The organism is Clostridium cuniculi, from assembly GCF_004353185.1.
Taxonomy (GTDB): Bacteria; Bacillota; Clostridia; order Clostridiales; family Clostridiaceae; genus Clostridium; species Clostridium cuniculi.
This window is the reverse complement of record NZ_SMUS01000005.1, coordinates 19,013-41,801: the sequence shown is the minus strand read 5'-3', so window position 1 is coordinate 41,801 and position 22,789 is coordinate 19,013. Positions and strand designations below refer to the sequence as shown.

Sequence of the window (22,789 nt, the reverse complement as noted above, 5' to 3'; positions counted from 1 at the left end):
ATAAAATGTATTTAAGTAATAATTAAAGGAGACTAATGTGAGCTACAATTCAATTTATAATATTCTTGGATTTAATAATGAGGTAAATAGACTTGAAACTCAAGCTAAATTAGGGTGGAAAAAAGAATTTAGAACTTTAAAGTGGTTAGGACTTAAGGATGGAATGAGGATATTAGATGTTGGCTCAGGAACAGGAGCATATACCGAATTATTATTAGAAAACTTACCACATAGTTGTGTAACTGCTTTAGAAGTGGATAAGAAATTATTTGATATCTCAAAGGAGCGTTTAAGTGATTATGAAGAGAATAGACTTAATTTAAAGTTTGGCTCTATAAAAAACAGTGGTCTTAAAGAAAATAGTTATGATTTTGTAGTTTGTAGATTTGTATTTCAGCATCTAGAAAACCCTATGGATGCAACGAGAGAAATATATAGATTATTAAAACCAGGAGGAATAGTCGCAATTATTGATTCAGATAGAGGAATGTATGGGGTAAGTGATCCAGATATGTTATTTAAAAGTGGGAGAGGTTTTATTAGTCAGATAGAAAAAAGGGCAGGGTGGAATAGAGAAATTGGACGTAAACTTCTTAAAATGCTAAAATATACGGGCTTTGAACAGTTAGATTTTGAAGCGGTAACTGTTCATAGTGATTTGGTTGGTATAAAAAATATACTTGGAGATAATAAATTACCCCCAGAGATAATTAAAATGGTTAGTAGAAGTAATCCGAGATTAGCTAAAATTATGAGAATTTGTAGCGATAGTTCTCAGAGAGAGAAATGTACAATAATATTTTTAAACTTAATAGCAAAAGGCGAAAAGCCTATTAATTAACATAGAAAATAAAAAAAGGGCCTTTATGACCCTTTTTATTTTAATTATTAAGTTCTAAAATCAAATTTAGTTGAACATTTTTTACAAGTAACAACTATATTACCTTTACCTCTTGGAAGTCTAAGCTTTTGTTTACAGTTAGGACATTTAGTGATTTTATAGTTACGAAATTGAGTATATTTTATTTTTATGTTCTCAAACATATAAGATAAATTATTTAAATCATATACAGGTAAATTATAAGGGATAGATTTACCAAATTTTTTTAAAAATTTATTTGTATATGTATAGAAAACATTATATTCATCTTTTCTTTTATATATTTTTTTTGAAAATGCCCTATATACAGCATAAATTAAAATAAGTGCTCCTAAAATTCTAGTGTAATCAAAAATATTAAGTATACAAGATATAAGAACTAATATTATTGATAATAAATCAAATCCATAAGTGCCATTTAAAAAGTTCATATAATCACCCCAAAGTAGAAAAATTAAATATATAGTTTTTAAAAATAATTATAATATAAATTAAAGAGTTGTACAATTTATTTTATATTAACAAGTAATGAATAAAAAATTAACAATGCAAAACTCTAATTAAAAAATAAGAATATAGCTGTTAATTGAAGTAAAATAATAGCTGGAAATCCTAATGTGAATTTTAGGTGTTTTGTTTTATGTCTAAAAGTATACATTCCAAGTATTCCTCCAATACTACCACCTATAAGAGCTAATATAAAAAGTGTTTTTTCACTTATTCGCCATTGTCTCAACTTAGCTTTTTGTTTATCTATGGCCATAAGAGTAAAAAGTAGTATGTTGGTAAATACTATATAAACAAATATAAATTTCATAAAACCTCCTAAAGAAAAAACACTGATATAAATATAATTCAGTGTTTTTATAAAATTTATTTTTCTTCACCTTTAATTAATCTAGCAATGTTACTTTTATGTCTCCAAAATACTAAAAGGCAAGTAAAAAGAGTAGCATAAACATAATATTTATTATAGCCTAATAAAAGAGTTGATAAAAATAATGTAACACCAGCAGCTAAAGAACGAATTGAAACAATTTTTGTTACCAATTTTAAGCCGAAGAAAATTACAGCTGTAATTAAAAAAGGTATAGGAAGAACTATCATAAAAGCAGCTGCAGAAGTAGCTACACCTTTACCACCTTTAAATTTTAAAAAGATAGTATAGTTATGTCCTAATATTGCTGCAATGGCTACTAATGATAAACTTAAACTTGCATCAGTTTTTAGTATATCACTCCAAATTAAAATACGTGTTAATAGTACTGGAATAATGGCTTTTATCATATCACATATTGCTGTTATTTTTGAAAGTTTTTCACCTGCAACTCTTCTAACATTGGTAGCACCAATGTTACCACTTCCATATTTTCTTACATCTTTATTAAGTTTCTTTTTTACTAAAATATATCCGCTAGGAATTGATCCCATAAGATATGAAAAAACAATTAATAATGGTAGCATATATACCTCCTTATATATCTTTACATAAATATAATATTTAAGAATATTAAATTATGCAAGAAATATTTATAAATAAAAAGTTACTAAGCTTATAGTCTTAATAGCAATAATATAAAGAGTAACATACAATATAACATTAAGAAGTGAGAGGTAAATCTTATATGGATAAATGGGATGAATTTGCTATTATAACTTTTATTACTTGTGATGCTATATTGGAGAACGTTTACGAAATTAAAAATTTTTATAAATATTATTATAAGAATATTAAAAGAGAGGTTAAAGATATAATTAGTAGGTTAATTAAATAACAATTAATGAAAAAAATATAAGTAATAACATTGGAGAAAAAAATGGTAAACATAAAAAAATATAATTAGGAAAGTATAAGTAATATTAATATAAGTTTTTATATTAAAAATATAAAAACTTATATTAATATTACTCATTACCAATAAATTTGAGTACTAAATTTATATCGATAATATTAGTAGGGTATTTGTAGATAAAATTTTAAATATAGGTTAAATTTACATATAAATGTATGAAAATTAGAATAATATGGATTAATTTAATATTATTGATAAAAAATTTAAAATACAAAGAGCGGAAAGTGGGAAAAACGTTGACAAAGACAAAGTTATTGTCGTATTCTGTAATAGCGCGAAAATCTAGCGGTTTTTGTATTTAATAGTATATGTATTAAAAAAAACATGAGGTGAATTATCAATGGGAATAAGACTAGAGAAACTAGTTGTAAAATTTGGAGATTTTAAGGCACTTAATGAAGTTACTTTACAAATTCCGAAAGGAAAGTTAGTTTCATTATTAGGACCTTCAGGATCAGGGAAATCAACAACATTATTTACTATCTCAGGAATTCATAAACCACATAGTGGAAAGATTTATTTTGGAGATAGAGATGTAACTGGATTAGAACCAGAAGAATTAGGAATAGGATTAGTATTCCAAAATTATGCATTATATCCACATATGACTGTAAGAGAAAATATATTATTTCCTTTAAAAAATTTAAAGTGGGATAAAGCAGAAGCAGAAAAAAGAGCATTAGAGGTTGCTAAGATTGTAAAAATTGAAAGTCAATTAGATAAAAAGCCAGCTCAACTTTCTGGAGGACAACAACAAAGAGTTGCTATTGCAAGAGCATTAGCAAAGAAGCCAGATATTCTACTTCTTGATGAACCTTTATCAAACTTAGATACAAAGTTAAGAGTTGAAACAAGACAAGAAATTAGAAGAATTCAAAAGGAAACAGGGGTTACAGCTATATTTGTAACTCACGATCAAGAAGAGGCTATGTCTATTTCAGATGAAATTGTATTAATGAAAGATGGTGCAATACAACAAGTTTCATCACCTAGTGATATATATATGAATCCGGTAAATAAATTTGTTGCATCTTTTATAGGAAGTCCAGAAATGAACTTTATAAATTTAGAATGTAAAGAAGGAACTTCTATTATTGATTCGTTAACAATAGAAAATTTACCTAAAAATAAATCAAAGGTTATTTTAGGGGTAAGAGCAGAAGATTTTGAAGTAGCAGATAAGGGATTAAAAACTAAAGTTGTTACAGTAGAAATATTAGGTAGAGAAAGATTGTTAACATTAGATCATAACGGGATTAAATACAAAATGTTAGTTGATAAAGAGTTCTTTATTGATGAAGGTGCTGAGTTAATAATTAAGCCAAAGACAGGCAAGAGTTATGTGTTTGATGCTGAAAGTGAGGAGTTCATAACAAAATGCTAAAGAAGACAAATAAATTTAAGGGATATATATATTTACTACCTGCACTTATAATACTTGCTGTTTTTGTATTTTATCCTATAATTAATACAATAATTTTTAGTTTTGATGAAACTAAAGCTAGTGGATTTGTTTTTGGATTTGGATCATATAAATATCTGTTCCAAGACAAAAGGTTTATACAATCTTTAATTAACACTGTAATTTATGCTGCTATAGTTCCAGCTCTATCAGTATTTATTTCTTTGCTAATAGCTAATGCTTTAGCTAATATAAGAAATGAAAAAGTGAGAGGTATATTCCAAAGTATTTACTTTTTACCTTATGTAACTTCACTAGTTGCTATAGGGATAGTATGGTCTTGGTTATTTAACTCTGAATATGGAATTATTAATTTCTTATTAGGGAAAATAGGAATAAATCCTATAAACTGGCTTAATGATCCTAAGTATGCAATGGTAGCATTAATAATATTTGCTGTATGGAAGAGTTTGGCTTTTAATACCTTAATATTAACTACAGGTATTGCATCAATAAATCCACAATATTATCAAGCTGCTAAAATCGATCAGGCTACAAGTGGAACTATATTTAGAAAGATAACTGTTAAATTAGTTTCTCCTATGATTGCTTATACATATGTTATTAGTTTAATAGCTGCTTTTAAAGTTTACACGGAAGTTTATGTTCTATTTGGAGGACGTACATTAGATGGTGCAGTTTCAACTGTTGTTAGATATATAATTGATAGATTCTATGGAGATCAAGATTTCCCACTAGCATTTGCTGCTTCAGTTGTTCTATTAATTATAATATTAACTGTTACTTTAGTACAAAAAACAGTTGCTCGTAATAAGATTCATTACTAAGAGGTGTAAATATGAAAAATAAAAATAATTTTAAAGCATTCATTAAATACTTCTTATTAGTTGTCTTTGCTATTATAACGCTATTCCCATTTTATTGGATGATAGCATCGTCTTTAAAGTCAAGTTTTGAAGTTATTCAGACACCACCAACAATGGTTCCAGAGAAATTTATGTGGGGTAACTTTAGTACTGCATTAGCAATGGCTCCTTTTGGAAGATATTTTATAAATACAATAATAGTTACAGCTTTAAGTATTGTTAGTACAGTTGTAATTTCAATATTATCAGCATTTGCTTTTTCACATCTTGAATTTAAGGGAAGAGATTTAATATTTGCTATTTTCTTAGCTTCAATGATGATACCAGGAGAAGTATTAATAGTAACTAATTTCAAAACAATTTCAGCATTAAATTTAATTGATAGTTATTCAGCATTATTTGTACCTTATATGGCAAATGTATTGTATATTTATATGCTTAGAGAATTCTTCTTAAAGATTCCAAAACAATTATATTATGCAGCAAAAATAGATGGTGCAAGTGATTGGAAGTTTTTATGGAGAATAGTTGTACCTATGGCTAAGCCATCAATTATTACAATTTGTATATTAGTAGGAATAAACTCATGGAATGCATTCTTATGGCCACTACTTGTTACAAATAGTGATAATATGAGATTACTTGCAAATGGATTAACTGCATTCCAATCAGATGTAGGAAACAGATACGAATTATTAATGGCTGCATCTACAATAATTACAATGCCAATAGTTGTAGTTTATATGTTCTTACATAAGAAGATTATGAACGGTATATCTATTGGGGGAATAAAGGGATAATATAAATAATTAGATATATAGGAAAAGTTGAATTAAAAGTTAAAATATTAATGCTTTAATTATTTATATAAAAGTTATTATAAATGCTTTAATTATGTGTATATGAAAATTTAATACTTTATCTTTTAATCATCTTTTCTTAAATATATATATAAATTAGGTTTTAGAGGTGAAACAAATGAAAAGAAGATTATTAGCATCTTTAATGACTGCAGTAGTTGCAGTTACAGCATTAACAGGCTGTTCAAAAAGTAATTCGTCAAGCGAGAATATCGTTACAGAATTAAAAGAACCAGTTACAATTGAAATGTGGCATTATATGACTGGAAAACAAGCAGAAGTGTTACAAAGTATAGTTGATGACTTTAATAGTTCAAATACTCAAGGAATAACAGTTAAAGCTTCAGCTCAAGGTAGCATTACTGACTTAAACAAAAAGGTTATAGCTGCGTCTCAATCAAATACTTTACCAGCTATAGTTAATATTTATCCTGATGCAGCTACAGGTCTTATTAATGATAATAAGGTTGTAGACTTAACACCATATGTTACTAATGAAACAGTAGGAATGGAAGATGACATTAAAAATGATTTCATCCCAGATTTTATTAGTGAATTATCACAATGGGGAGAAAATAAAATATATGGTCTTCCAATGACTAAATCTACAGAAGTTTTATATGTAAATAAAAACTTATTAGAACAATTAGGGTATACTGTTGATGACTTAAAAGATTTAACATTTGAAAAATTAGCAGAAATATCAGAAAAATGTCAATCAGAATTAGGAATACCAGGATTCGGATTTGATTCAAGTTCAAATGCATTTATTTCTACTTTAAAAGAAGATGGAAAAGATTTTGTTCAATTAGATGGAAAAATTAATGTTGTTAATGATTGGTCTAAAGAATTTATGCAATTCTTTAGAAAAGAAACACAAAGTGGTGCATTTAGAGTGCCTGGTGAAGATAAATTCTTATCAGGGCCATTTTCAAATCAAAAGCTTTTAGCTTACCAAGGTTCTTCAGCTGGATTCGCGCATATAAATACTAATGGTGCTTTTGAAGTAGCTGTAGTAGAAGTTCCTCATTTTGAAGGAAAAGATAAAGCAGTTATACAACAAGGGGCTTCTTTATTTGTAACTAATGATGTTTCAACAGAATCTCAATATGCTGCTTATGAATTTATTAAATTTGCAACTAATACTGAAAATACAGCTAAGTTTGCAACATCTACAGGATATTTACCAGTTAGAAAGTCAGCTCAAGATTCTACTATAGTTCAAGAAGTGTTAGCTGATAGTAATTCTTTATATGGTAAAATTTACGATGTAGCTAAAGAATCATTAAATTTTGCTTACTTTACTCCTGCAATAAATAATGCTCAATCAGCAAGAACAGTTGCAGAAGAAAAATATGCAGCTTATGTGACAGGAACATCAGATGATGTAGATGCTATGTTAAAGGAAATGAATTCACAAGTTGAGACTTCAATAAGCCGTCAATAAGATATTAAAAATTATAAATTTATTTATGCCCTGCTTAGCTTTGCTAGGTAGGGAATTTTTTTATTAAATATTATATGAAATTTTAATTTATAGTTTTAATTTAGGAGGTATTAAAAATGAAAGATGAATTAATAAAAAATATAATAAATAAAATTGAAGAATATGATACTATAGCGATATATCGTCATGTTTTTCCGGATCCAGACTCTTATAGTTCACAAACTGCTTTAAAAAGTATAATAGAAAATACATATCCTAATAAAAAGGTAATATTATTAGGTGAACATTCAAAAAATTTAGAATATATAAATACTATGGATGAAGAAATTGAATTAAATAAAGATTCATTAGCTATTATAGTAGATGTAGCCAATAAAGAAAGAGTTGACAATCAGTCATTTAATAATTGTGGTTATATAATTAAAATTGATCATCATAAACCTTTTGATGCTCCGTTTGAAAATTTAACATGGGTAGATACTAATTATTCTTCTTGTAGTGAAATGATTTTAGATTTATATTTAGCTAATGAAGATAAGTTGAATATAGATAAAAAAGGAAGACGTGCTTTATTTACAGGTATAGTTGGAGATACAGGAAGATTTTTATATATAGATAATCCAACTAATTTATTTGAAAAACTATCTAAAATTACTTTTGATTTAGAAACAAAAGAGATTTACGCAAATATGTATAAAAGAGAAGAAGCAGAATTAAAATTCTTAGGATATATTTATAGTAACTATGTAACTACTGAAAATGGAATGGCATACTTAAAAGTAAAAAATGAGATAGCTAAAAAATATGGATTAGAACCAATAAAGGCTGCTAGAATGGTAAATGCACTTCAAGATACTTCAGGAATAAATAATTGGAATTTCTTTGTAGAAAAAGAAGATGGTTCAATTTTCTGTGAGTTAAGATCTAATGGGCCTAGAGTTAATGATATTGCATCTAGCTTTGGAGGTGGAGGGCATATGTTAGCGGCTGGGGCATCTCTTGCAAATTGGCAAAAGGTCGATGAAATGATAGAAGCTCTTGATAATAATTCTAAAAAGTATAAGGAAGAAAACAGAGGAAAAGAATAAAATGTAAAAAAAGATACCTAAAGGTTAACTTTATATGAAAGTTGTCTTTAGGTATCTTTTTATGGATAAAAATATATTTCAATTTAGTAAATTTATGGTATAATTAATTTATATTACAAATTAAGTAATAATTTTAAAATATGTATAAAGATGTATTTATGAAAGGTTTTAAGGGGGAGAAAAATATGGCAAGATTCACATTACCAAGGGATATTTATCATGGGAAAGGTTCCTTAGAAGTATTAAAAACTTTAAAGGGAAAAAGAGCTGTAGTAGTTGTTGGTGGAGGCTCAATGAAAAGATTTGGGTTCTTAGATAAAGTAGAAAGTTATTTAAAAGAAGCTGGAATAGAAGTTAAGTTAATAGAAGGAGTAGAACCAGATCCATCAGTTGAAACTGTTATGAGTGGAGCAGCTGTAATGAGAGATTTTGAACCAGATTGGATAGTAGCTATGGGTGGAGGATCACCAATAGATGCGGCAAAAGCAATGTGGATTTTTTATGAGTATCCTGATTTTACTTTTGAACAAGCAGTTGTACCTTTTGGTTTACCTGAATTAAGACAAAAGGCTAAATTTGTAGCAATACCATCAACTTCAGGAACTGCAACAGAAGTAACTGCTTTTTCTGTAATTACTGACTATAAAGCGAAAATTAAATATCCTTTAGCTGATTTTAATATAACTCCGGATATTGCAATAGTTGATCCAGAATTAGCACAAACAATGCCTGCTAAACTTGTTGCACATACTGGAATGGATGCATTAACACATGCAATAGAAGCATATACAGCTTCATTAAGATCGAATTTTTCAGATCCATTAGCTTTAAAGGCTATTGATATGGTTAATGAATATTTAGTTAAGTCTTTTGAAGGTGATGTAGAAGCTAGAAATTTAATGCATGAAGCACAATGTTTAGCTGGTATGGCATTTAGTAATGCTTTACTAGGAATAGTACATTCAATGGCTCATAAAGTTGGAGCTGTATTCCATATTCCACATGGATGTGCTAATGCAATTTTCTTACCATATGTAATTCAATATAATAGATTAGAATGTGAAGATAGATATGCTGATATAGCAAAAATGTTAAAGTTACAAGGAAATACTGATGCAGAGTTAACAGATTCACTAATAGAAAAAATAAATGAATTTAATAGAGCTTTAAGTATTCCAGTGTCAATGAAGGAATATGGAGTAACTGAGGAAGAGTTTTTGGATAATGTTAAGCATATAGCTCATAATGCTGTTTTAGACGCATGTACAGGCTCAAATCCAAGAACAATTGATGATGAAACTATGGAAAAACTTCTTTCATGTACATTCTATGGAAATAAAGTAGACTTTTAATAAATAGTTTATTGATTTAAGAATGCATTTTTAAGTAAACAAATTTAAAAGTGCATTCTTAAACTTATAATAAAGATTCTAAACTTAAAATTTAGTTATAAATATATAACATAAGAAAATTATGGGGGTTATTAAGGTGTATAAGATAACAAGTAAAAGATTATTAACTGAAAACATATATTTAATGGATATTGAGGCGCCAAGGGTAGCTAAATCAGCTCAGCCTGGACAATTCATTATTATAAAAAATGATGATAAGGGTGAAAGAATCCCTTTAACTATTGCAGATTATGATAGAGAACAGGGAACTGTTACAATAGTTTTTCAAACCGTTGGATATGGCACAAAAGAGCTTGCTAAGTTTGAAGTAGGTGATTATGTACAAGACTTTGTTGGACCATTAGGTCAGCCAAGTGAGTTTGTACATGAAGACTTAGATGAACTTAGAAAGAAAAAAGTTTTATTTGTAGCGGGAGGGGTAGGTGCAGCACCTGTTTATCCACAAGTAAAATGGTTCTATGATAATAATATTGATGTTGATGTTATTATTGGGGCTAGAAATAAAGAGTTAGTAATATTAGAAGAAGAGATGAGAAAAGTAGCTAAAAATTTATATATATCTACTGATGATGGTTCTTATGGATTTAATGGTAGAGTTACAGATTGTTTATTAGATTTAGTAAATAATAAAGGAAAGAAATATGATCATGCCGTTGTTATAGGACCAATGATAATGATGAAGTTTATGTCAATGCTTACTAAGGAGCTTAATATAAAAACCACTGTAAGTTTAAATCCTATTATGGTTGATGGTACAGGTATGTGTGGTGCTTGTAGAGTTACAGTAGGAGATGAAGTTAAATTTGCATGTGTTGATGGTCCAGAGTTTGATGGGCATCTTGTAAATTTTGATGAAAGTATGAGAAGGCAATCTCTTTATAAAAGTGAAGAGGGAAGAGCTATCCTAAAATTAGAGGAAGGCGAAACACATCATAGAGAAGGTTGCGGATGCGGAGGTCATAAGTAATGAATAAAGTAGTAGATAGAATGAAGAGAATACCTGTAAGGGAACAAGAAGCTAGTGTAAGAGCAAAAAACTTTGATGAAGTTTGCTTAGGATATGATGAAGAAAGAGCTTTAGATGAAGCGAGTAGATGTTTAGGGTGTAAAAATCCAAAATGTGTAACTGGGTGTCCAGTATCAATAGATATACCAGGATTTATATCTCATGTTAAAGAAGGAGATTTTGAAGGGGTAGCAAAAGAAATTGCAAAGTATAGTGCATTACCAGCTGTCTGTGGAAGAGTATGTCCACAGGAGTCACAATGTGAAGGAAAATGTGTGTTAGGAATAAAGGGTGAACCAGTTGCTATTGGGAAGCTAGAAAAATTCACTGCTGATTGGGCAAGATGTCATAATGTTGATCTTTCTGATAAAGAAGAGTCAAAGGGTAAGAAAGTGGCTGTAATAGGTTCAGGCCCAGCAGGACTTACTTGTGCAGGAGATTTAGCTAAAAAAGGTTATGATGTTACTATATTTGAGGCTTTACATGAAGCTGGTGGAGTTTTGGTTTATGGTATACCTGAGTTTAGATTACCAAAGGAAGAAGTAGTAAAATCAGAGATTGAAAATATTAAAAAGCTAGGAGTTAAAATTGAAACTAATGTAGTTGTAGGAAGAACAGTTACAATAGATTCATTAATTGAAGATGAGGGGTTTGATGCTGTATTTATAGGATCAGGTGCAGGATTACCAAAATTTATGGGCATACCAGGTGAAAATTCAAATGGAGTATTTTCAGCCAATGAATTTTTAACAAGAGTAAACTTAATGAAAGCATTCAAAGAAGAATATCATACACCAGTTAAAGTTGGAAAGAAGGTAGCTGTAGTTGGTGGAGGAAATGTTGCAATGGATGCTGCTAGAACAGCGTTAAGACTTGGTGCAGAGACTCACATTGTATATAGAAGAAGTGAGTCAGAATTACCAGCAAGACTTGAGGAAGTTCATCATGCAAAAGAGGAAGGCGTAATATTTGATGTATTAACTAATCCTACAGAAATCTTAACAGATGAAAATGGATGGGTTACAGGAATGAAGTGTGTCAAAATGGAACTTGGAGAACCAGATGCTTCTGGAAGAAGAAGACCAGTGGTTAAAGAAAATTCAGAGTTTGTTATGGATGTAGATACTGTTATAATGTCTCTTGGAACATCTCCAAATCCATTAATTTCATCAACAACCAAAGGATTAGAAGTTAATAAGTGGAAATGCATAGTTGCAGATGAAGAAACAGGTCTTACAACAAAAGAAGGTGTTTATGCTGGAGGAGATGCAGTTACAGGAGCTGCAACTGTTATTTTAGCAATGGGAGCAGGTAAAAAGGCAGCTGCTGCAATAGATGAATATTTAAGTAATAAATAAGTAGAATTAATTGACTTTTTATCAATAAATGAATAAAATTATTTTATAACTCCAAAGTTATGTTCTTTCTTTGGGGTTTTTCTTTATAAACAATGAAACTCCTTGACTTAAAGGGTCAATGAGTAAGTTCCATTAGATAAATTGAAATTTAGAATCTCACTTATGAGAAGGTATAACGGTAGGTGTAATTATGAAATTAACAAAAAATCAAAATAGATTTATAAATAATAAAAATATGGGCTTTTCATTGATGAAAGGAAAATCATTAACAGGAAAGACAGTAGCAGCTTTGCATAGAGTTATAAATTTAGAAAATAATTATTGTATATATAATGAAGATAAGATTTTATATTTATCTTCAGATGGTGAAAAGTTAGATAATAGTAAAAGTTTATATAAAGAAAAAAGTAAAGCAAGTGAGTTTTACTCATTATTTACTATAGATAAGGAAAGAGTTGAATTTAATTTAGTAAATGTATTAATAAAAGATTTTTCAGAAAGATACATTAAAGAAAATAAACTAAATTTAAAAGCTATTTCTTTTGAAGAAGCATATAAGTTTATAAAAACAGAAGAATTTCACAATGAATTAATAACTTTAACAAAAAAATCTAAAGTTATTAATAAGATTAAAACTGAAGATTTGTATGATGAAATTATTTGGATAAAGGCATGTAATTTTACAAGAGAAGAGTATAGTGAAGTTGAAAGAAAAGGTAGAAAATATCGATTAATAAAAAATTCATATAGTAGAGACTCTATATATACACTTATGGAATTATACACTTCTATATTAAGAGAAAATGGATATTATGATTCTTACGATAAAATATCATTTGCTATAAAATATGGACAACTATATAAAGAAAAGTATACTCATATAGTTTTAGATGAGGTAGAGGTACTAACTAAAGGTGAAATTGAATTTGTAAAAAGTATATATTTTAACCATGCACATTCATCATTTGTTTTTATTTTAAATAATGAATTTTATAATGATAAAATGTGTTGGTTAGTAAAAGGTAGAAAATTAAAAACTCTTGGAGCAGATTTTAAAGGAAGAAGTTTTGCTTTTAAGAAGGAATTTAAAGAAGAAAAAATTAAAGAAAAAGATTATATGGAAAAATTCCAATATGTAAACTTAAAATATAAAAATGTAGTTGAATTTAATATGGATAGTTCTTCTTCTAAGAAAGAGATTTATTTAGAGGATAATACTATATTTAATGAAGAGGAATTAGTTGAGGTTGATGTATATAGTGATATAGCAGCAGGTAATCCTATTGAAATTAATGACGAGGTAGAAGAAAAATTTAATTTACCTAAGAGTTGGTTAGAAAGAGGAAAAGAAACTTTCATATTACATGTTAAAGGTGATAGTATGATTGGAAAAAATATAAATGATGGAGATTTAGTTGTTATTAAGAGACAAAATACTGCATTGAATAATGACATTGTTGCTGCCAGTTTGGATGGAGAAGCGACTTTAAAAACTTTAAAGCTAAATGGTAAGGAACCTATGTTAATTCCAGCCAATCCTAAATATAGCGAGATATATTTAGAAGGCAAGGAGGTAAGTATATTAGGTGTAGCTATTGGAGTAATAAAAAATAAATTTAATTAATTATTAAAATAAGGGGGTTAGAGAATGATTTCAAGTAAGATGAGAGATATGGTTTTAAATAGCTCTACTATTAGAGCTATGTTTGAAGAAGGAAAGCGATTATCAAGTATATATGGAGAAGAAAATGTTTTTGATTTTAGTATAGGTAATCCTAATGTAGAACCACCAGAAGAGATTAAAAATATAATAAATAAAATTATTAATGAAGAAAAACCAAATTTTCTTCATGGATATATGAATAATTCTGGATATGAAGATGTTAGAGAAGCGATAGCTAATCATTTAGGGTTAGAATATAATCTTCAATTGAAATGTGAAAATATAGTTATGACTTGTGGTGCTGCTGGAGGGTTAAATGTAATTTTAAAAAGTATTTTAGATCCAGAAGATGAGGTTATTGTTTTTGCTCCTTTCTTTGGAGAGTATGTTAATTATGTTAAAAATTTTGATGGGGTAGTAACTGTTGTATCAGCAGATACAAAAAGTTTTCAATTAAATTTAGAAGAATTAAAAAATAAAATATCAAATAAAACTAAAGCTGTAATTATTAACTCTCCTAATAATCCAAGTGGAGTTATATATAATGAAGATACAATAAAGGAATTATCTAATATATTAAGAGAGAAAGAGTTGGAATTTAATAAAGATATTTATTTAATTTCAGATGAACCATATAGAGAAATTGTTTATGATAATACTAAAGTACCTTGTATATTAAATTATTATAATAATTCATTTATAGGATATTCTTATAGTAAATCATTATCACTACCAGGTGAAAGAATAGGGTATATTGTAGTTAATCCTAAAATGAATACTTTTGAAGATATAACAGCAGCTTTAAATATAGCAAATAGGATTTTAGGATTTGTTAATGCACCTTCGCTTTTCCAAAGAGTAATAAAAGAAAGTTTAAAATTGGAAGTTGATATTAATATTTATAAGAAAAATAGAGACTTGTTATATAATCACCTAGTTTCTATAGGATTTGAGTGTCTAAAACCAGATGGAGCATTTTATCTTTTCCCAAAATCACCAATAGAAGATGATGTTAAGTTTTGTGAGGATGCTAAAAAGTTTAATATATTAGCGGTACCAGGAAAAACTTTTGGATGTCCAGGATATTTTAGATTATCTTATTGTATATCTTATGATAAGATTGAAAGATCTCTAAAAGCTTTTAATGAGCTTATAAAGTTGTATAAATAATATAACTAAAGAAGCCTTTATATTGAATAAAAAAATACAAATTTGGGCAAGTTTTAAATGGGGAACTTAAATGTTGCTATAGCCCCTTGTATTTATTAGTAAAGTATGCTAAGATGTATTAAGAAGTAATTTACTAATAGCTAGAAAATGAAGAGTGGGGCTTGTTCCCGCTCTTTCTATTTGAACGCAACTACTTTTTAGTTGCGTTTTTACATATCTATTTTTTAAATTACCTAAAAAACTGAATATTGCAAAGGAGGATAATTATGAAGAATGATGCCTTAGTTACTCAAATTTATGAAATGGTTAAACCCATATCAGATGAACTTAACTATGAAATATATCATGTTGAATATGTTAAGGAAAATGGAGAATATTATTTAAGAATATATATAGAAAAAGAAGGCGGCATCACTTTAAGTGATTGTGAAGCTCTTTCAAGAAGAGTAAGTGACCTTATGGATGAAAAAGATCCTATACCTGAAGCTTATTTCCTAGAAGTTTCATCACCAGGTTTAAATAGAACATTATTTACTGAAGCTCATTATAAGAGATTTGTAGGTAGAGAAGTAATGGTTAAGCTTACAAAAGCTATCGAAGGAAAGAAGAGTATTAAAGGTATTTTAAAAGAAGTTAATGAAGAAAATATAATAGTCGAAGCAGACACTTTAATAAGCATACCAAAGGATAAGATTAAAAGTGCAAATATTGAAGGGGAAATATAGTAAGGAGGGTATTTAAGATGAACCAAGAGTTTATAGGTGCTCTTAAAGAAATAGTAAAAGACAAAGGTATTAGTGAAGATTTATTATTTACAACAATTGAGGATGCGTTAGTTGCAGCTTATAAGAAAAATTATGCAGGACCAACATCTTCGGCACAAAATGTAAAAGTAACAATTGATAGAGAAAGTGGAGAAATACATGTTTATTCTCAAAAGATTGTTGTTGAAGAAGTTTTTGATAATGTTACTGAAATTGCATTAGAAGAAGCGCAAGAAATAAAACCTACATATGATTTAGATGATGTAGTAGATTTTGAAGTTACTCCAAAGAATTTTGGAAGAGTTGCAGCACAGCTTGCAAAAGGAGTAGTAACTCAAAGAATAAGAGAAGCTGAAAGAAGTATCATATATAATGAATATAAAGAAAAAGAATATGATATTATAACTGGAACAGTTTTAAGAGAAGATAAAGGAAATGTTTTTGTTAATATTGGAAAGCTTGAAACAGCAATTGGACCAAATGAACAAATTCCAAGAGAAAAGTATAAATTTAATGAAAAAATTAAATTATATGTTGTAGAAGTTAAAAATACTTCTAAGGGTGCTCAAATTATAGTATCTAGAACACATCCAGGATTAGTTAAAAGATTATTTGAATTAGAAGTTCCAGAAATATATGAAGGTGTTGTTGAAATAAAGAGCATCTCAAGAGAAGCTGGATCAAGAAGTAAAATTGCAGTAGTATCACATGATGAAAATGTTGATCCTATGGGAGCTTGTGTTGGACCTAAGGGTGCAAGAGTTCAAAACATAGTAAATGAACTTAAGGGTGAAAAAATAGATATAATTAAATGGAGTAAAAACCCAGAAGAATTTATAGCAAGTTCTTTAAGCCCAGCTAAAGTAGTAAGTGTAACAGTTGATGAAGATTCAAAGTCAGCTAAGGTTGTTGTTGAAGACAATCAATTATCACTTGCAATTGGTAAAGAAGGTCAAAATGTAAGATTAGCTGCTAAGCTAACTAATTGGAAAATTGATATAAAGAGTAAGTCACAAGCTGAAGCTATAGAGGAATAAGGGGGATTTTTTTATGAAAGTAAAGAAAATACCTTTAAGAATGTGCACAGGTTGTATGGAAATGAAGCCTAAGAAGGAACTTATTAGAGTTGTAAAAAGTCAAGAAGGTGAAGTTTCTGTTGACTTAACAGGAAAAAAAGCAGGTAGAGGCGCTTATATTTGCAAAAGTATTGAGTGCTTAGAAAAAGCATTTAAAGCAAAAAGATTAAGTAGAAACCTTGATGTTGCAATAGATGAAGAAATATACAACAGATTAAGGGAAGAGATAGTTAATGAATAAGTTTTTTAATTTTTTAGGTCTTGCTAAAAGATCAGGGAATTTAATAGAAGGGTATAGCAAATGTGATGAACAACGCAACAGACGTAGTTTTTATCTTGTAATACTAAGTGATGATGCTTCTAATAGTACAAAAAAGAAGTTTAGAAATCACTGTGCTGAAAAAGGAATTCCTCTTATAGAAGGCTTTTCTAAAGAACAACTAGGCAACCCAATTGGAAGAGAGGAACTAAAAGTTTTGGCTGTGATAGATAAAAATATGGCTGAAAAATTAATATCCTTGTACCAAAATGAAGAAGGAAGAAATTAACCGGGGGTGATTTTATTGTCAAAGATTAGAGTATATGAATTGGCAAAAGAGCTTAATGTTAGCTCAAAAGATTTAATAAATTTATTAATGGAAGAATTTGGTGTTGAAGTCAAAAATCATATGAGTGTGATAGAAGATGAAGATGCAACACTAATAAAAGAACTATTAGGTGATACTAGTGATAGTGAAGGTAAGAAGAGTTTAGTAGATGAATACGAAGAAGAACTTGCTGAATCACTTAATAAAGGCGTAAGAAAAAAGAAAAAGACTAAAAAAGAGCTAGAGCAAGAAGAAGTTGAAAGAAATGCTGAAGCTGCATGTGGAGTAATTGAGATTGGTGAAACAATAACAGTTAAAGAATTATGTGAAAAGCTTGGTAAGCCAACAAATGACGTTATTAAGAATTTAATATTCTTAGGTGTTATGGCTGGTGTTAACCAAGAAATAGACTTCTCTACAGCTGAAAAACTTTGCGAAAAATACGAAGTTTTAGTTGAAAAGAAAGAAGAAGGAACAGAATTAGAAGAGTTTGAAGAAGAAGCTGATGTTGTTGAAGAAAACTTAGTTAAGAGACCTCCAATAGTAACAATTATGGGGCATGTTGACCATGGTAAAACATCACTTTTAGATGCTATAAGACATGCAAAAGTTACTGCTAGTGAAGCTGGTGGAATAACTCAACATATAGGTGCTTATACAGTTTCTTTAAATGGAGAAAAGATTACATTCTTAGATACTCCAGGACATGAAGCTTTCACTGCAATGAGAGCTAGAGGAGCACAAGTTACTGATATAGTTATATTAGTTGTCGCTGCAGATGATGGTATAATGCCACAAACAAAAGAAGCAATTAACCACTGTAAAGCTGCAGATGTTCCTATGATTGTTGCAATAAACAAAATTGATAGACCAGGTGCAAATATTGATAGAGTTAAACAAGAATTAACTGAGCATGGATTAGTTTCAGAAGACTGGGGTGGAGATACTATTTGCGTTCCAGTTTCAGCTAAGACTGGTGAAAATTTAGAAAGTTTATTAGAAATGGTACTATTAACAGCTGAAATGCAAGAATTACAAGCTGATCCGAATAGAAAAGCTAAGGGTACTGTAATTGAAGCTAAATTAGATAAGGGTAGAGGAGCTGTTGCATCACTACTTATTCAAAATGGTACTTTAAATGTAGGAGATTCTATCTTAGTTGGTTCTACTTACGGTAGAATAAGAGCTATGTTTGATGATAGAGGAAAGAAGATAAAGAGTGCTGGACCATCTATTCCAGTTGAAATATTAGGTCTTTCAGAAGTACCAGCTGCTGGTGATAGATTTATAGTTTGTAAAGATGAAAAGACTGCAAGAAATATGGCTGATTTAAGAAAGCAAAAGATTAAAGCTGACAGCCACCAAGCGTCTAATAGAGTATCTTTAGAAGACTTATATAGCCAAATTCAAGAAGGTAAAGTTAAGGAATTAGCTATAGTTGTTAAAGCTGACGTTCAAGGTTCAGTTGAAGCAATAAGACAATCTTTAGAAAAATTATCTACTGATGATGTTAAGGTTAGAGTAATACATGGTGCTGTTGGAGCTATAACAGAAACAGACGTTACACTTGCTGCAGCTTCAAATGCTTTAATAATTGGATTTAATGTAAGACCTGATGGAAATGCAACAGCTCAATCAGAAAAGGAAAACATCGAAATAAAAACATATAGAATAATATATGATGCAATTGAAGATGTTAAGTCAGCTATGATTGGTATGCTTGAACCAGAATATAAAGAAGTTGTAAATGGTAAGGCAGAAGTAAGAATGACATACAAGATTTCAAATGTAGGAACTATAGCAGGATGTTATGTTATAGATGGTAAAATTGTAAGAAATTCTGAAGTAAGAGTAATTAGAGATGGTATCGTAATATTTGAATCAACATTAGCTTCATTAAAGAGATTTAAAGATGATGCTAAGGAAGTAGCTAAAGGTTATGAATGTGGTTTAAGTATTGAAAAGTTCAACGATCTTAAGGAAGGCGATATTATAGAATCATTTACAATGGAAGCTATTAAAAGAAAAGAGCTTTAAGAGGTGTTTTGAATGGCTAACTATAGAGGCGGAAGAATAAACGAAGAAGTAAAAAGAGAAATTAGTACTATAATAAGAAATGAAATAAAAGATCCAAGACTTACTGCCATGGTATCAGTTACTGATGTAAAAGTGACTAAGGATTTGAGATATGCAAAGGTATTTGTAAGTATATTTGGAAAAGATGATGAAGAGAAGAACAATACATTTATTGCTCTAAAAAATGCTAGTGGATATATTAGAAGAGAAATAGGTCAAAGAATTAATTTAAGATACAATCCGCAAATAATATTTGAACTTGATGATTCAATAAATTATGGAATGCATATCGAAGAATTAATTCAAAAGGTAAAAGATAAGTAATATGACATTAAGTCAAATTGCGAAGTTTATATTAGAAAGTAAAAAAATAGGCATTACCTACCATGTATCACCTGATGGTGATGCAGTAGGTAGTGTTCTTGCACTTTTTAACGCTTTAAAAAGTTTAAACAAGGATTGTTACATAATATCAAAGGATACTTTATCAGAAAATTTGAAATTTCTAAAAGGATCAGATGAAATTACAGGAGAAATCACAGAACCTGTAGATGAAACTGATGTTGTAGTGGTGCTTGATTGTGGAAACTTAGAGAGAGTAAGTGCAAATTTAAAAGAATTCACTGGCACAATAATAAATATAGATCATCATCTCTCAAATGATAAATATGGTGATATTAATTATATAGACTCAAATGCAGCTGCAACAGCAGAAATAGTATTTGAATTATTAAATTTAATGGGAATAAGTTTTGAAAAAGAAGATAGCGTTATAAAGGATATAGGAACTTGTATGTATACTTCAATAGTAACTGATACGGGGGCATATAGACATTCTAACGTAACAGAAAGAACACATAGAATATCTGCAGTATTAAAGAAAATAGGTGTAGATAATACTTTTATTTATCAAAGTCTTTTTGATAATAAGGATTTTAGCAGAATAAAGCTAATTGGAAAAGCATTAAGCAGTATGCAACTTATTTTAAATGGAAAAGTTGCTTTATTAGAAATAGATAAAAATTTTACAGCAGATTTAGGAATTGATATAGGAGATACATCAGATATAATTTCTTATGGACTTCAAATTAAAGGTGTTGAAGTAACATTATTATTAAAAGAAGTTGAAGATGGTGTAAAAGCTAGTCTTAGAGCAAAGAGTTATGTTGATGTAAGAAAAATAGCGGAAGTTTTTGGTGGCGGTGGTCATATAAGAGCATCTGGTATAAAAATTAAAAATATGTCAATGGAAGAAGCTAAATACGAAATATTAAATGAAATACAGAAAGAGTTGTAAGATATGAATGGAATTTTAAATATCTTTAAACCAAAGGGAATGTCATCTTTTGATGTTGTTAGAGTAGTGAAAAAAGTAGCTAAAACAGGGAAGGTTGGGCATACTGGAACATTAGATCCAGAAGCAACAGGTGTATTACCTGTATGTATTGGAAGAGCAACTAAAATAATAGATTATATCATGGATTCAGAAAAGGTATATGAAGTTACTTTTAAGTTGGGAATTAGGACAACTACTTATGATTTAGAAGGAGAAATTTTAGATGAAAAGGATACTTCTAATTTAAGTAATGAAGATATATTAGGTGTAGTTAAAGAGTTTATAGGAGAATATTCTCAAGTTCCACCTATGTATTCAGCCTTAAAGAAAAATGGAGTTAGGCTTTATGAATTAGCTAGACAGGGAATAGAAGTAGAAAGAGAAGGTAGATTAATAAATATCTATAATATCGAAGATATTAAAATAAACAATCCTTATGTTTCTATGAAGGTTACATGTTCTAAAGGAACTTATATAAGAAGTCTATGTTATGATATAGGGGAAAAGCTAGGAGTTTTTGCAACTATGACTGACTTGAATAGATCTAAAACTTCTGTATTTTCACAAGAAAATTCAATTAGTGTTAATGATTTAACAGAAGAAAATATAGATGACTATATAGTAACAATGGAAGAAGCCTTAAGCAAATACGAAGCAATTACAGTTCATGGAAAGTATGTAAAACTTCTTGTAAATGGAGTTAGAGTTGCTGATAATAGATTTACTAAAGACAAGATTATCAATAATAGATTATATAGAGTATATGATGAAGATAGTAATTTTATAGGCCTAGGTGAAAGAAATAACTCTGGCTTTAAAATAGAGAAGTTACTAATCACATAGGAGAAAAAATTAATGCTAATATATGATAACAAAGCTTTGGATGAAGAAAGTAAAAATAATTATATAGCTCTTGGTAGCTTTGATGGATTGCATTTAGGACATTTATCATTAGTGAGAAAGGTTAAAAGTTTAGCTGAGGAAAATGGTGGTAGATCTATTGTTTTTACTTTCAAAAATCATCCTAGAACTTTTATAAATATTAATAATAAAGTAGAATTAATCATGACTAATGAAGAGAAGATTAATGTTTTACAAAAAGAAGGTATAGATATACTGGCATTTAAAGATTTTGATGAAAAAATGATGAAGATGATGCCAGATGAATTTATTAATTGGTTATGTAAAACTTATAATGTAAAAGGAATTGTCGTAGGATTTAATTTTAAGTTTGGTTATAAAAATTTAGGTGATGTTCAGCTTTTAAAAAAGTTTGAAGAAGAATACAGATATAAATTGTATGTAATGGAACCTTGTAAAATTGAAGAAGAAATAATAAGTTCTACAACTATTAGAAAAGAATTAGCCGATGGCAATGTAAGAAAAGCTTTTAACATGTTATCTAGACCATATATGCTTTCAGGAAAAGTAATAGATGGGAAAAAGCTAGGTAGAACTATAGGTTTTCCAACTGCTAATTTAGCAATCAATAAACAAAAGGTTATTCCTAAAAAGGGTGTATACTATACCAATGTAAAAATTAATGAAAAAATTTTTAAAGGAATTACTTCTGTAGGGAATAATCCAACAGTAAATGGGCAAGAATTAACAGTAGAAACTTACATTTTAGATTTTAGTAATGATATATATGGAAAAGAAATTAATATTTATTTTATTGATAGAATTAGAGATGAAATAAAATTTAATAATATTAATGAATTAATTGAACAATTAAAAAAAGATAAAAAATTTGCAGAGAAAAGTAGTGAAGTTATAGGGCAAAATAATATATAAATTTTTATTATTAGATAATAAAATCTAAATAAATTTAAAATTATAAATTATGTTTACAAGATAGACTTACTTTGCTATAATATTTCATGAAGAACCTACTTCTAAGATTTGAGGGTGATTTCTCTTTTCC

At 28.7% G+C, this 22,789-nt stretch carries 24 protein-coding genes; 21 read left to right on the top strand and 3 right to left on the bottom strand.

The features are described 5' to 3' along the window. Positions 1-37 precede the first annotated feature (37 nt). Positions 38-841 (top strand): class I SAM-dependent methyltransferase, encoded by an 804-nt coding sequence (locus EJJ37_RS03280; protein WP_133014164.1) that lies wholly within the window; start codon positions 38-40, stop codon positions 839-841. 47 nt (positions 842-888) lie between these two features. Here the strand turns inward: EJJ37_RS03280 and EJJ37_RS03275 are convergent, their stop codons facing one another. From EJJ37_RS03275 to plsY, 3 genes are all read right to left on the bottom strand, one after another. Next, positions 889-1,311, bottom strand: a complete 423-nt coding sequence (locus EJJ37_RS03275; RefSeq protein WP_133014163.1) for a zinc ribbon domain-containing protein — start codon at positions 1,309-1,311, stop codon at positions 889-891. A gap of 125 nt (positions 1,312-1,436) precedes the next feature. Continuing rightward, positions 1,437-1,697: a DUF1294 domain-containing protein gene (locus tag EJJ37_RS03270; protein ID WP_133014162.1), complete on the bottom strand. Its 261-nt coding sequence runs from the start codon at positions 1,695-1,697 to the stop codon at positions 1,437-1,439. A 56-nt stretch (positions 1,698-1,753) separates the two neighbouring features. Beyond that, a complete protein-coding gene (gene plsY, locus EJJ37_RS03265; protein WP_133014161.1) occupies positions 1,754-2,344 on the bottom strand; it encodes a glycerol-3-phosphate 1-O-acyltransferase PlsY in 591 nt (196 codons plus the stop codon). Positions 2,345-2,505: 161 nt separating this feature from the next. On the opposite strand from plsY, the gene EJJ37_RS20040 reads away from it, so the two are divergent. The 20 genes from EJJ37_RS20040 to EJJ37_RS03170 all read left to right on the top strand — a co-directional run bounded on the left by EJJ37_RS20040 (position 2,506) and on the right by EJJ37_RS03170 (position 22,659). Beyond that, entirely contained in the window at positions 2,506-2,655 is a 150-nt protein-coding gene (locus tag EJJ37_RS20040) for a hypothetical protein (protein WP_166484650.1), read from the top strand. A gap of 418 nt (positions 2,656-3,073) precedes the next feature. Beyond that, positions 3,074-4,117: an ABC transporter ATP-binding protein gene (locus tag EJJ37_RS03260; RefSeq protein WP_133014160.1), complete on the top strand. Its 1,044-nt coding sequence runs from the start codon at positions 3,074-3,076 to the stop codon at positions 4,115-4,117. Continuing rightward, complete coding sequence (locus tag EJJ37_RS03255) at positions 4,111-4,983, top strand: carbohydrate ABC transporter permease (RefSeq protein WP_133014159.1); 873 nt, start codon at positions 4,111-4,113, stop codon at positions 4,981-4,983. Before EJJ37_RS03260 ends, EJJ37_RS03255 begins: the two co-directional genes overlap by 7 nt. 11 nt (positions 4,984-4,994) lie before the next feature. Beyond that, positions 4,995-5,822, top strand: coding sequence for a carbohydrate ABC transporter permease (locus EJJ37_RS03250; RefSeq protein WP_133014158.1), 828 nt, complete (start codon positions 4,995-4,997; stop codon positions 5,820-5,822). 178 nt (positions 5,823-6,000) lie between these two features. Then, positions 6,001-7,329 carry an extracellular solute-binding protein gene (locus EJJ37_RS03245; protein WP_133014157.1) on the top strand — a complete coding sequence of 443 codons (1,329 nt, stop codon included), beginning with the start codon at positions 6,001-6,003 and terminating at the stop codon, positions 7,327-7,329. Between the two features lie 116 nt (positions 7,330-7,445). After that, entirely contained in the window at positions 7,446-8,417 is a 972-nt protein-coding gene (locus EJJ37_RS03240) for a DHH family phosphoesterase (RefSeq protein WP_133014156.1), read from the top strand. 185 nt (positions 8,418-8,602) lie between these two features. Then, the gene (locus EJJ37_RS03235; protein ID WP_133014155.1) at positions 8,603-9,769 is read left to right on the top strand and encodes an iron-containing alcohol dehydrogenase; all 1,167 of its coding nucleotides are present in this window, start codon (positions 8,603-8,605) and stop codon (positions 9,767-9,769) included. A 136-nt stretch (positions 9,770-9,905) separates the two neighbouring features. Further along, entirely contained in the window at positions 9,906-10,796 is an 891-nt protein-coding gene (locus tag EJJ37_RS03230) for a sulfide/dihydroorotate dehydrogenase-like FAD/NAD-binding protein (protein ID WP_166484649.1), read from the top strand. Then, a complete protein-coding gene (gene gltA / locus EJJ37_RS03225) occupies positions 10,796-12,193 on the top strand; it encodes an NADPH-dependent glutamate synthase (RefSeq protein ID WP_133014153.1) in 1,398 nt (465 codons plus the stop codon). Before EJJ37_RS03230 ends, gltA begins: the two co-directional genes overlap by 1 nt. Before the next feature lie 190 nt (positions 12,194-12,383). Continuing rightward, positions 12,384-13,817, top strand: a complete 1,434-nt coding sequence (gene lexA / locus EJJ37_RS03220; RefSeq protein WP_133014152.1) for a transcriptional repressor LexA — start codon at positions 12,384-12,386, stop codon at positions 13,815-13,817. Between the two features lie 24 nt (positions 13,818-13,841). Further along, positions 13,842-15,026, top strand: coding sequence for a pyridoxal phosphate-dependent aminotransferase (locus EJJ37_RS03215; protein ID WP_133014151.1), 1,185 nt, complete (start codon positions 13,842-13,844; stop codon positions 15,024-15,026). Positions 15,027-15,292: 266 nt separating this feature from the next. Beyond that, a complete protein-coding gene (rimP, locus tag EJJ37_RS03210) occupies positions 15,293-15,751 on the top strand; it encodes a ribosome maturation factor RimP (RefSeq protein ID WP_133014150.1) in 459 nt (152 codons plus the stop codon). Positions 15,752-15,768: 17 nt separating this feature from the next. After that, the gene (gene nusA / locus EJJ37_RS03205) at positions 15,769-16,827 is read left to right on the top strand and encodes a transcription termination factor NusA (protein WP_133014149.1); all 1,059 of its coding nucleotides are present in this window, start codon (positions 15,769-15,771) and stop codon (positions 16,825-16,827) included. A 13-nt stretch (positions 16,828-16,840) separates the two neighbouring features. Beyond that, complete coding sequence (gene rnpM, locus EJJ37_RS03200; protein ID WP_133014148.1) at positions 16,841-17,107, top strand: RNase P modulator RnpM; 267 nt, start codon at positions 16,841-16,843, stop codon at positions 17,105-17,107. Further along, a complete protein-coding gene (locus tag EJJ37_RS03195) occupies positions 17,100-17,414 on the top strand; it encodes a ribosomal L7Ae/L30e/S12e/Gadd45 family protein (RefSeq protein WP_133014147.1) in 315 nt (104 codons plus the stop codon). The genes rnpM and EJJ37_RS03195 overlap by 8 nt, the downstream gene beginning before the upstream one ends. 15 nt (positions 17,415-17,429) lie before the next feature. After that, positions 17,430-19,490, top strand: a complete 2,061-nt coding sequence (gene infB, locus EJJ37_RS03190; protein WP_133014146.1) for a translation initiation factor IF-2 — start codon at positions 17,430-17,432, stop codon at positions 19,488-19,490. A 12-nt stretch (positions 19,491-19,502) separates the two neighbouring features. Next, positions 19,503-19,853, top strand: a complete 351-nt coding sequence (rbfA, locus tag EJJ37_RS03185) for a 30S ribosome-binding factor RbfA (protein WP_133014145.1) — start codon at positions 19,503-19,505, stop codon at positions 19,851-19,853. A gap of 1 nt (position 19,854) precedes the next feature. Then, positions 19,855-20,826 carry a DHH family phosphoesterase gene (locus EJJ37_RS03180; protein WP_133014144.1) on the top strand — a complete coding sequence of 324 codons (972 nt, stop codon included), beginning with the start codon at positions 19,855-19,857 and terminating at the stop codon, positions 20,824-20,826. A 3-nt stretch (positions 20,827-20,829) separates the two neighbouring features. Beyond that, the gene (gene truB, locus EJJ37_RS03175; RefSeq protein ID WP_133014143.1) at positions 20,830-21,708 is read left to right on the top strand and encodes a tRNA pseudouridine(55) synthase TruB; all 879 of its coding nucleotides are present in this window, start codon (positions 20,830-20,832) and stop codon (positions 21,706-21,708) included. 12 nt (positions 21,709-21,720) lie between these two features. Continuing rightward, positions 21,721-22,659, top strand: coding sequence for a bifunctional riboflavin kinase/FAD synthetase (locus EJJ37_RS03170; protein WP_133014142.1), 939 nt, complete (start codon positions 21,721-21,723; stop codon positions 22,657-22,659). Positions 22,660-22,789 lie beyond the last annotated feature (130 nt).

What these genes read in the sequence shown, in the direction of transcription:
- plsY (WP_133014161.1), bottom strand. Translation starts at nt 2,344, where the DNA reads ATGCTACCATTATTAATTGTTTTTTCATATCTTATGGGATCAATTCCT.
- EJJ37_RS03275 (WP_133014163.1), bottom strand. Translation starts at nt 1,311, where the DNA reads ATGAACTTTTTAAATGGCACTTATGGATTTGATTTATTATCAATAATA.
- EJJ37_RS03270 (WP_133014162.1), bottom strand. Translation starts at nt 1,697, where the DNA reads ATGAAATTTATATTTGTTTATATAGTATTTACCAACATACTACTTTTT.
- EJJ37_RS03180 (WP_133014144.1), top strand. Translation starts at nt 19,855, where the DNA reads ATGACATTAAGTCAAATTGCGAAGTTTATATTAGAAAGTAAAAAAATA.
- EJJ37_RS03195 (WP_133014147.1), top strand. Translation starts at nt 17,100, where the DNA reads ATGAATAAGTTTTTTAATTTTTTAGGTCTTGCTAAAAGATCAGGGAAT.
- EJJ37_RS03240 (WP_133014156.1), top strand. Translation starts at nt 7,446, where the DNA reads ATGAAAGATGAATTAATAAAAAATATAATAAATAAAATTGAAGAATAT.
- rbfA (WP_133014145.1), top strand. Translation starts at nt 19,503, where the DNA reads ATGGCTAACTATAGAGGCGGAAGAATAAACGAAGAAGTAAAAAGAGAA.
- EJJ37_RS03245 (WP_133014157.1), top strand. Translation starts at nt 6,001, where the DNA reads ATGAAAAGAAGATTATTAGCATCTTTAATGACTGCAGTAGTTGCAGTT.
- gltA (WP_133014153.1), top strand. Translation starts at nt 10,796, where the DNA reads ATGAATAAAGTAGTAGATAGAATGAAGAGAATACCTGTAAGGGAACAA.
- EJJ37_RS03170 (WP_133014142.1), top strand. Translation starts at nt 21,721, where the DNA reads ATGCTAATATATGATAACAAAGCTTTGGATGAAGAAAGTAAAAATAAT.
- truB (WP_133014143.1), top strand. Translation starts at nt 20,830, where the DNA reads ATGAATGGAATTTTAAATATCTTTAAACCAAAGGGAATGTCATCTTTT.
- EJJ37_RS03260 (WP_133014160.1), top strand. Translation starts at nt 3,074, where the DNA reads ATGGGAATAAGACTAGAGAAACTAGTTGTAAAATTTGGAGATTTTAAG.
- lexA (WP_133014152.1), top strand. Translation starts at nt 12,384, where the DNA reads ATGAAATTAACAAAAAATCAAAATAGATTTATAAATAATAAAAATATG.
- rimP (WP_133014150.1), top strand. Translation starts at nt 15,293, where the DNA reads ATGAAGAATGATGCCTTAGTTACTCAAATTTATGAAATGGTTAAACCC.
- EJJ37_RS03235 (WP_133014155.1), top strand. Translation starts at nt 8,603, where the DNA reads ATGGCAAGATTCACATTACCAAGGGATATTTATCATGGGAAAGGTTCC.
- nusA (WP_133014149.1), top strand. Translation starts at nt 15,769, where the DNA reads ATGAACCAAGAGTTTATAGGTGCTCTTAAAGAAATAGTAAAAGACAAA.
- EJJ37_RS20040 (WP_166484650.1), top strand. Translation starts at nt 2,506, where the DNA reads ATGGATAAATGGGATGAATTTGCTATTATAACTTTTATTACTTGTGAT.
- EJJ37_RS03255 (WP_133014159.1), top strand. Translation starts at nt 4,111, where the DNA reads ATGCTAAAGAAGACAAATAAATTTAAGGGATATATATATTTACTACCT.
- EJJ37_RS03250 (WP_133014158.1), top strand. Translation starts at nt 4,995, where the DNA reads ATGAAAAATAAAAATAATTTTAAAGCATTCATTAAATACTTCTTATTA.
- rnpM (WP_133014148.1), top strand. Translation starts at nt 16,841, where the DNA reads ATGAAAGTAAAGAAAATACCTTTAAGAATGTGCACAGGTTGTATGGAA.
- EJJ37_RS03215 (WP_133014151.1), top strand. Translation starts at nt 13,842, where the DNA reads ATGATTTCAAGTAAGATGAGAGATATGGTTTTAAATAGCTCTACTATT.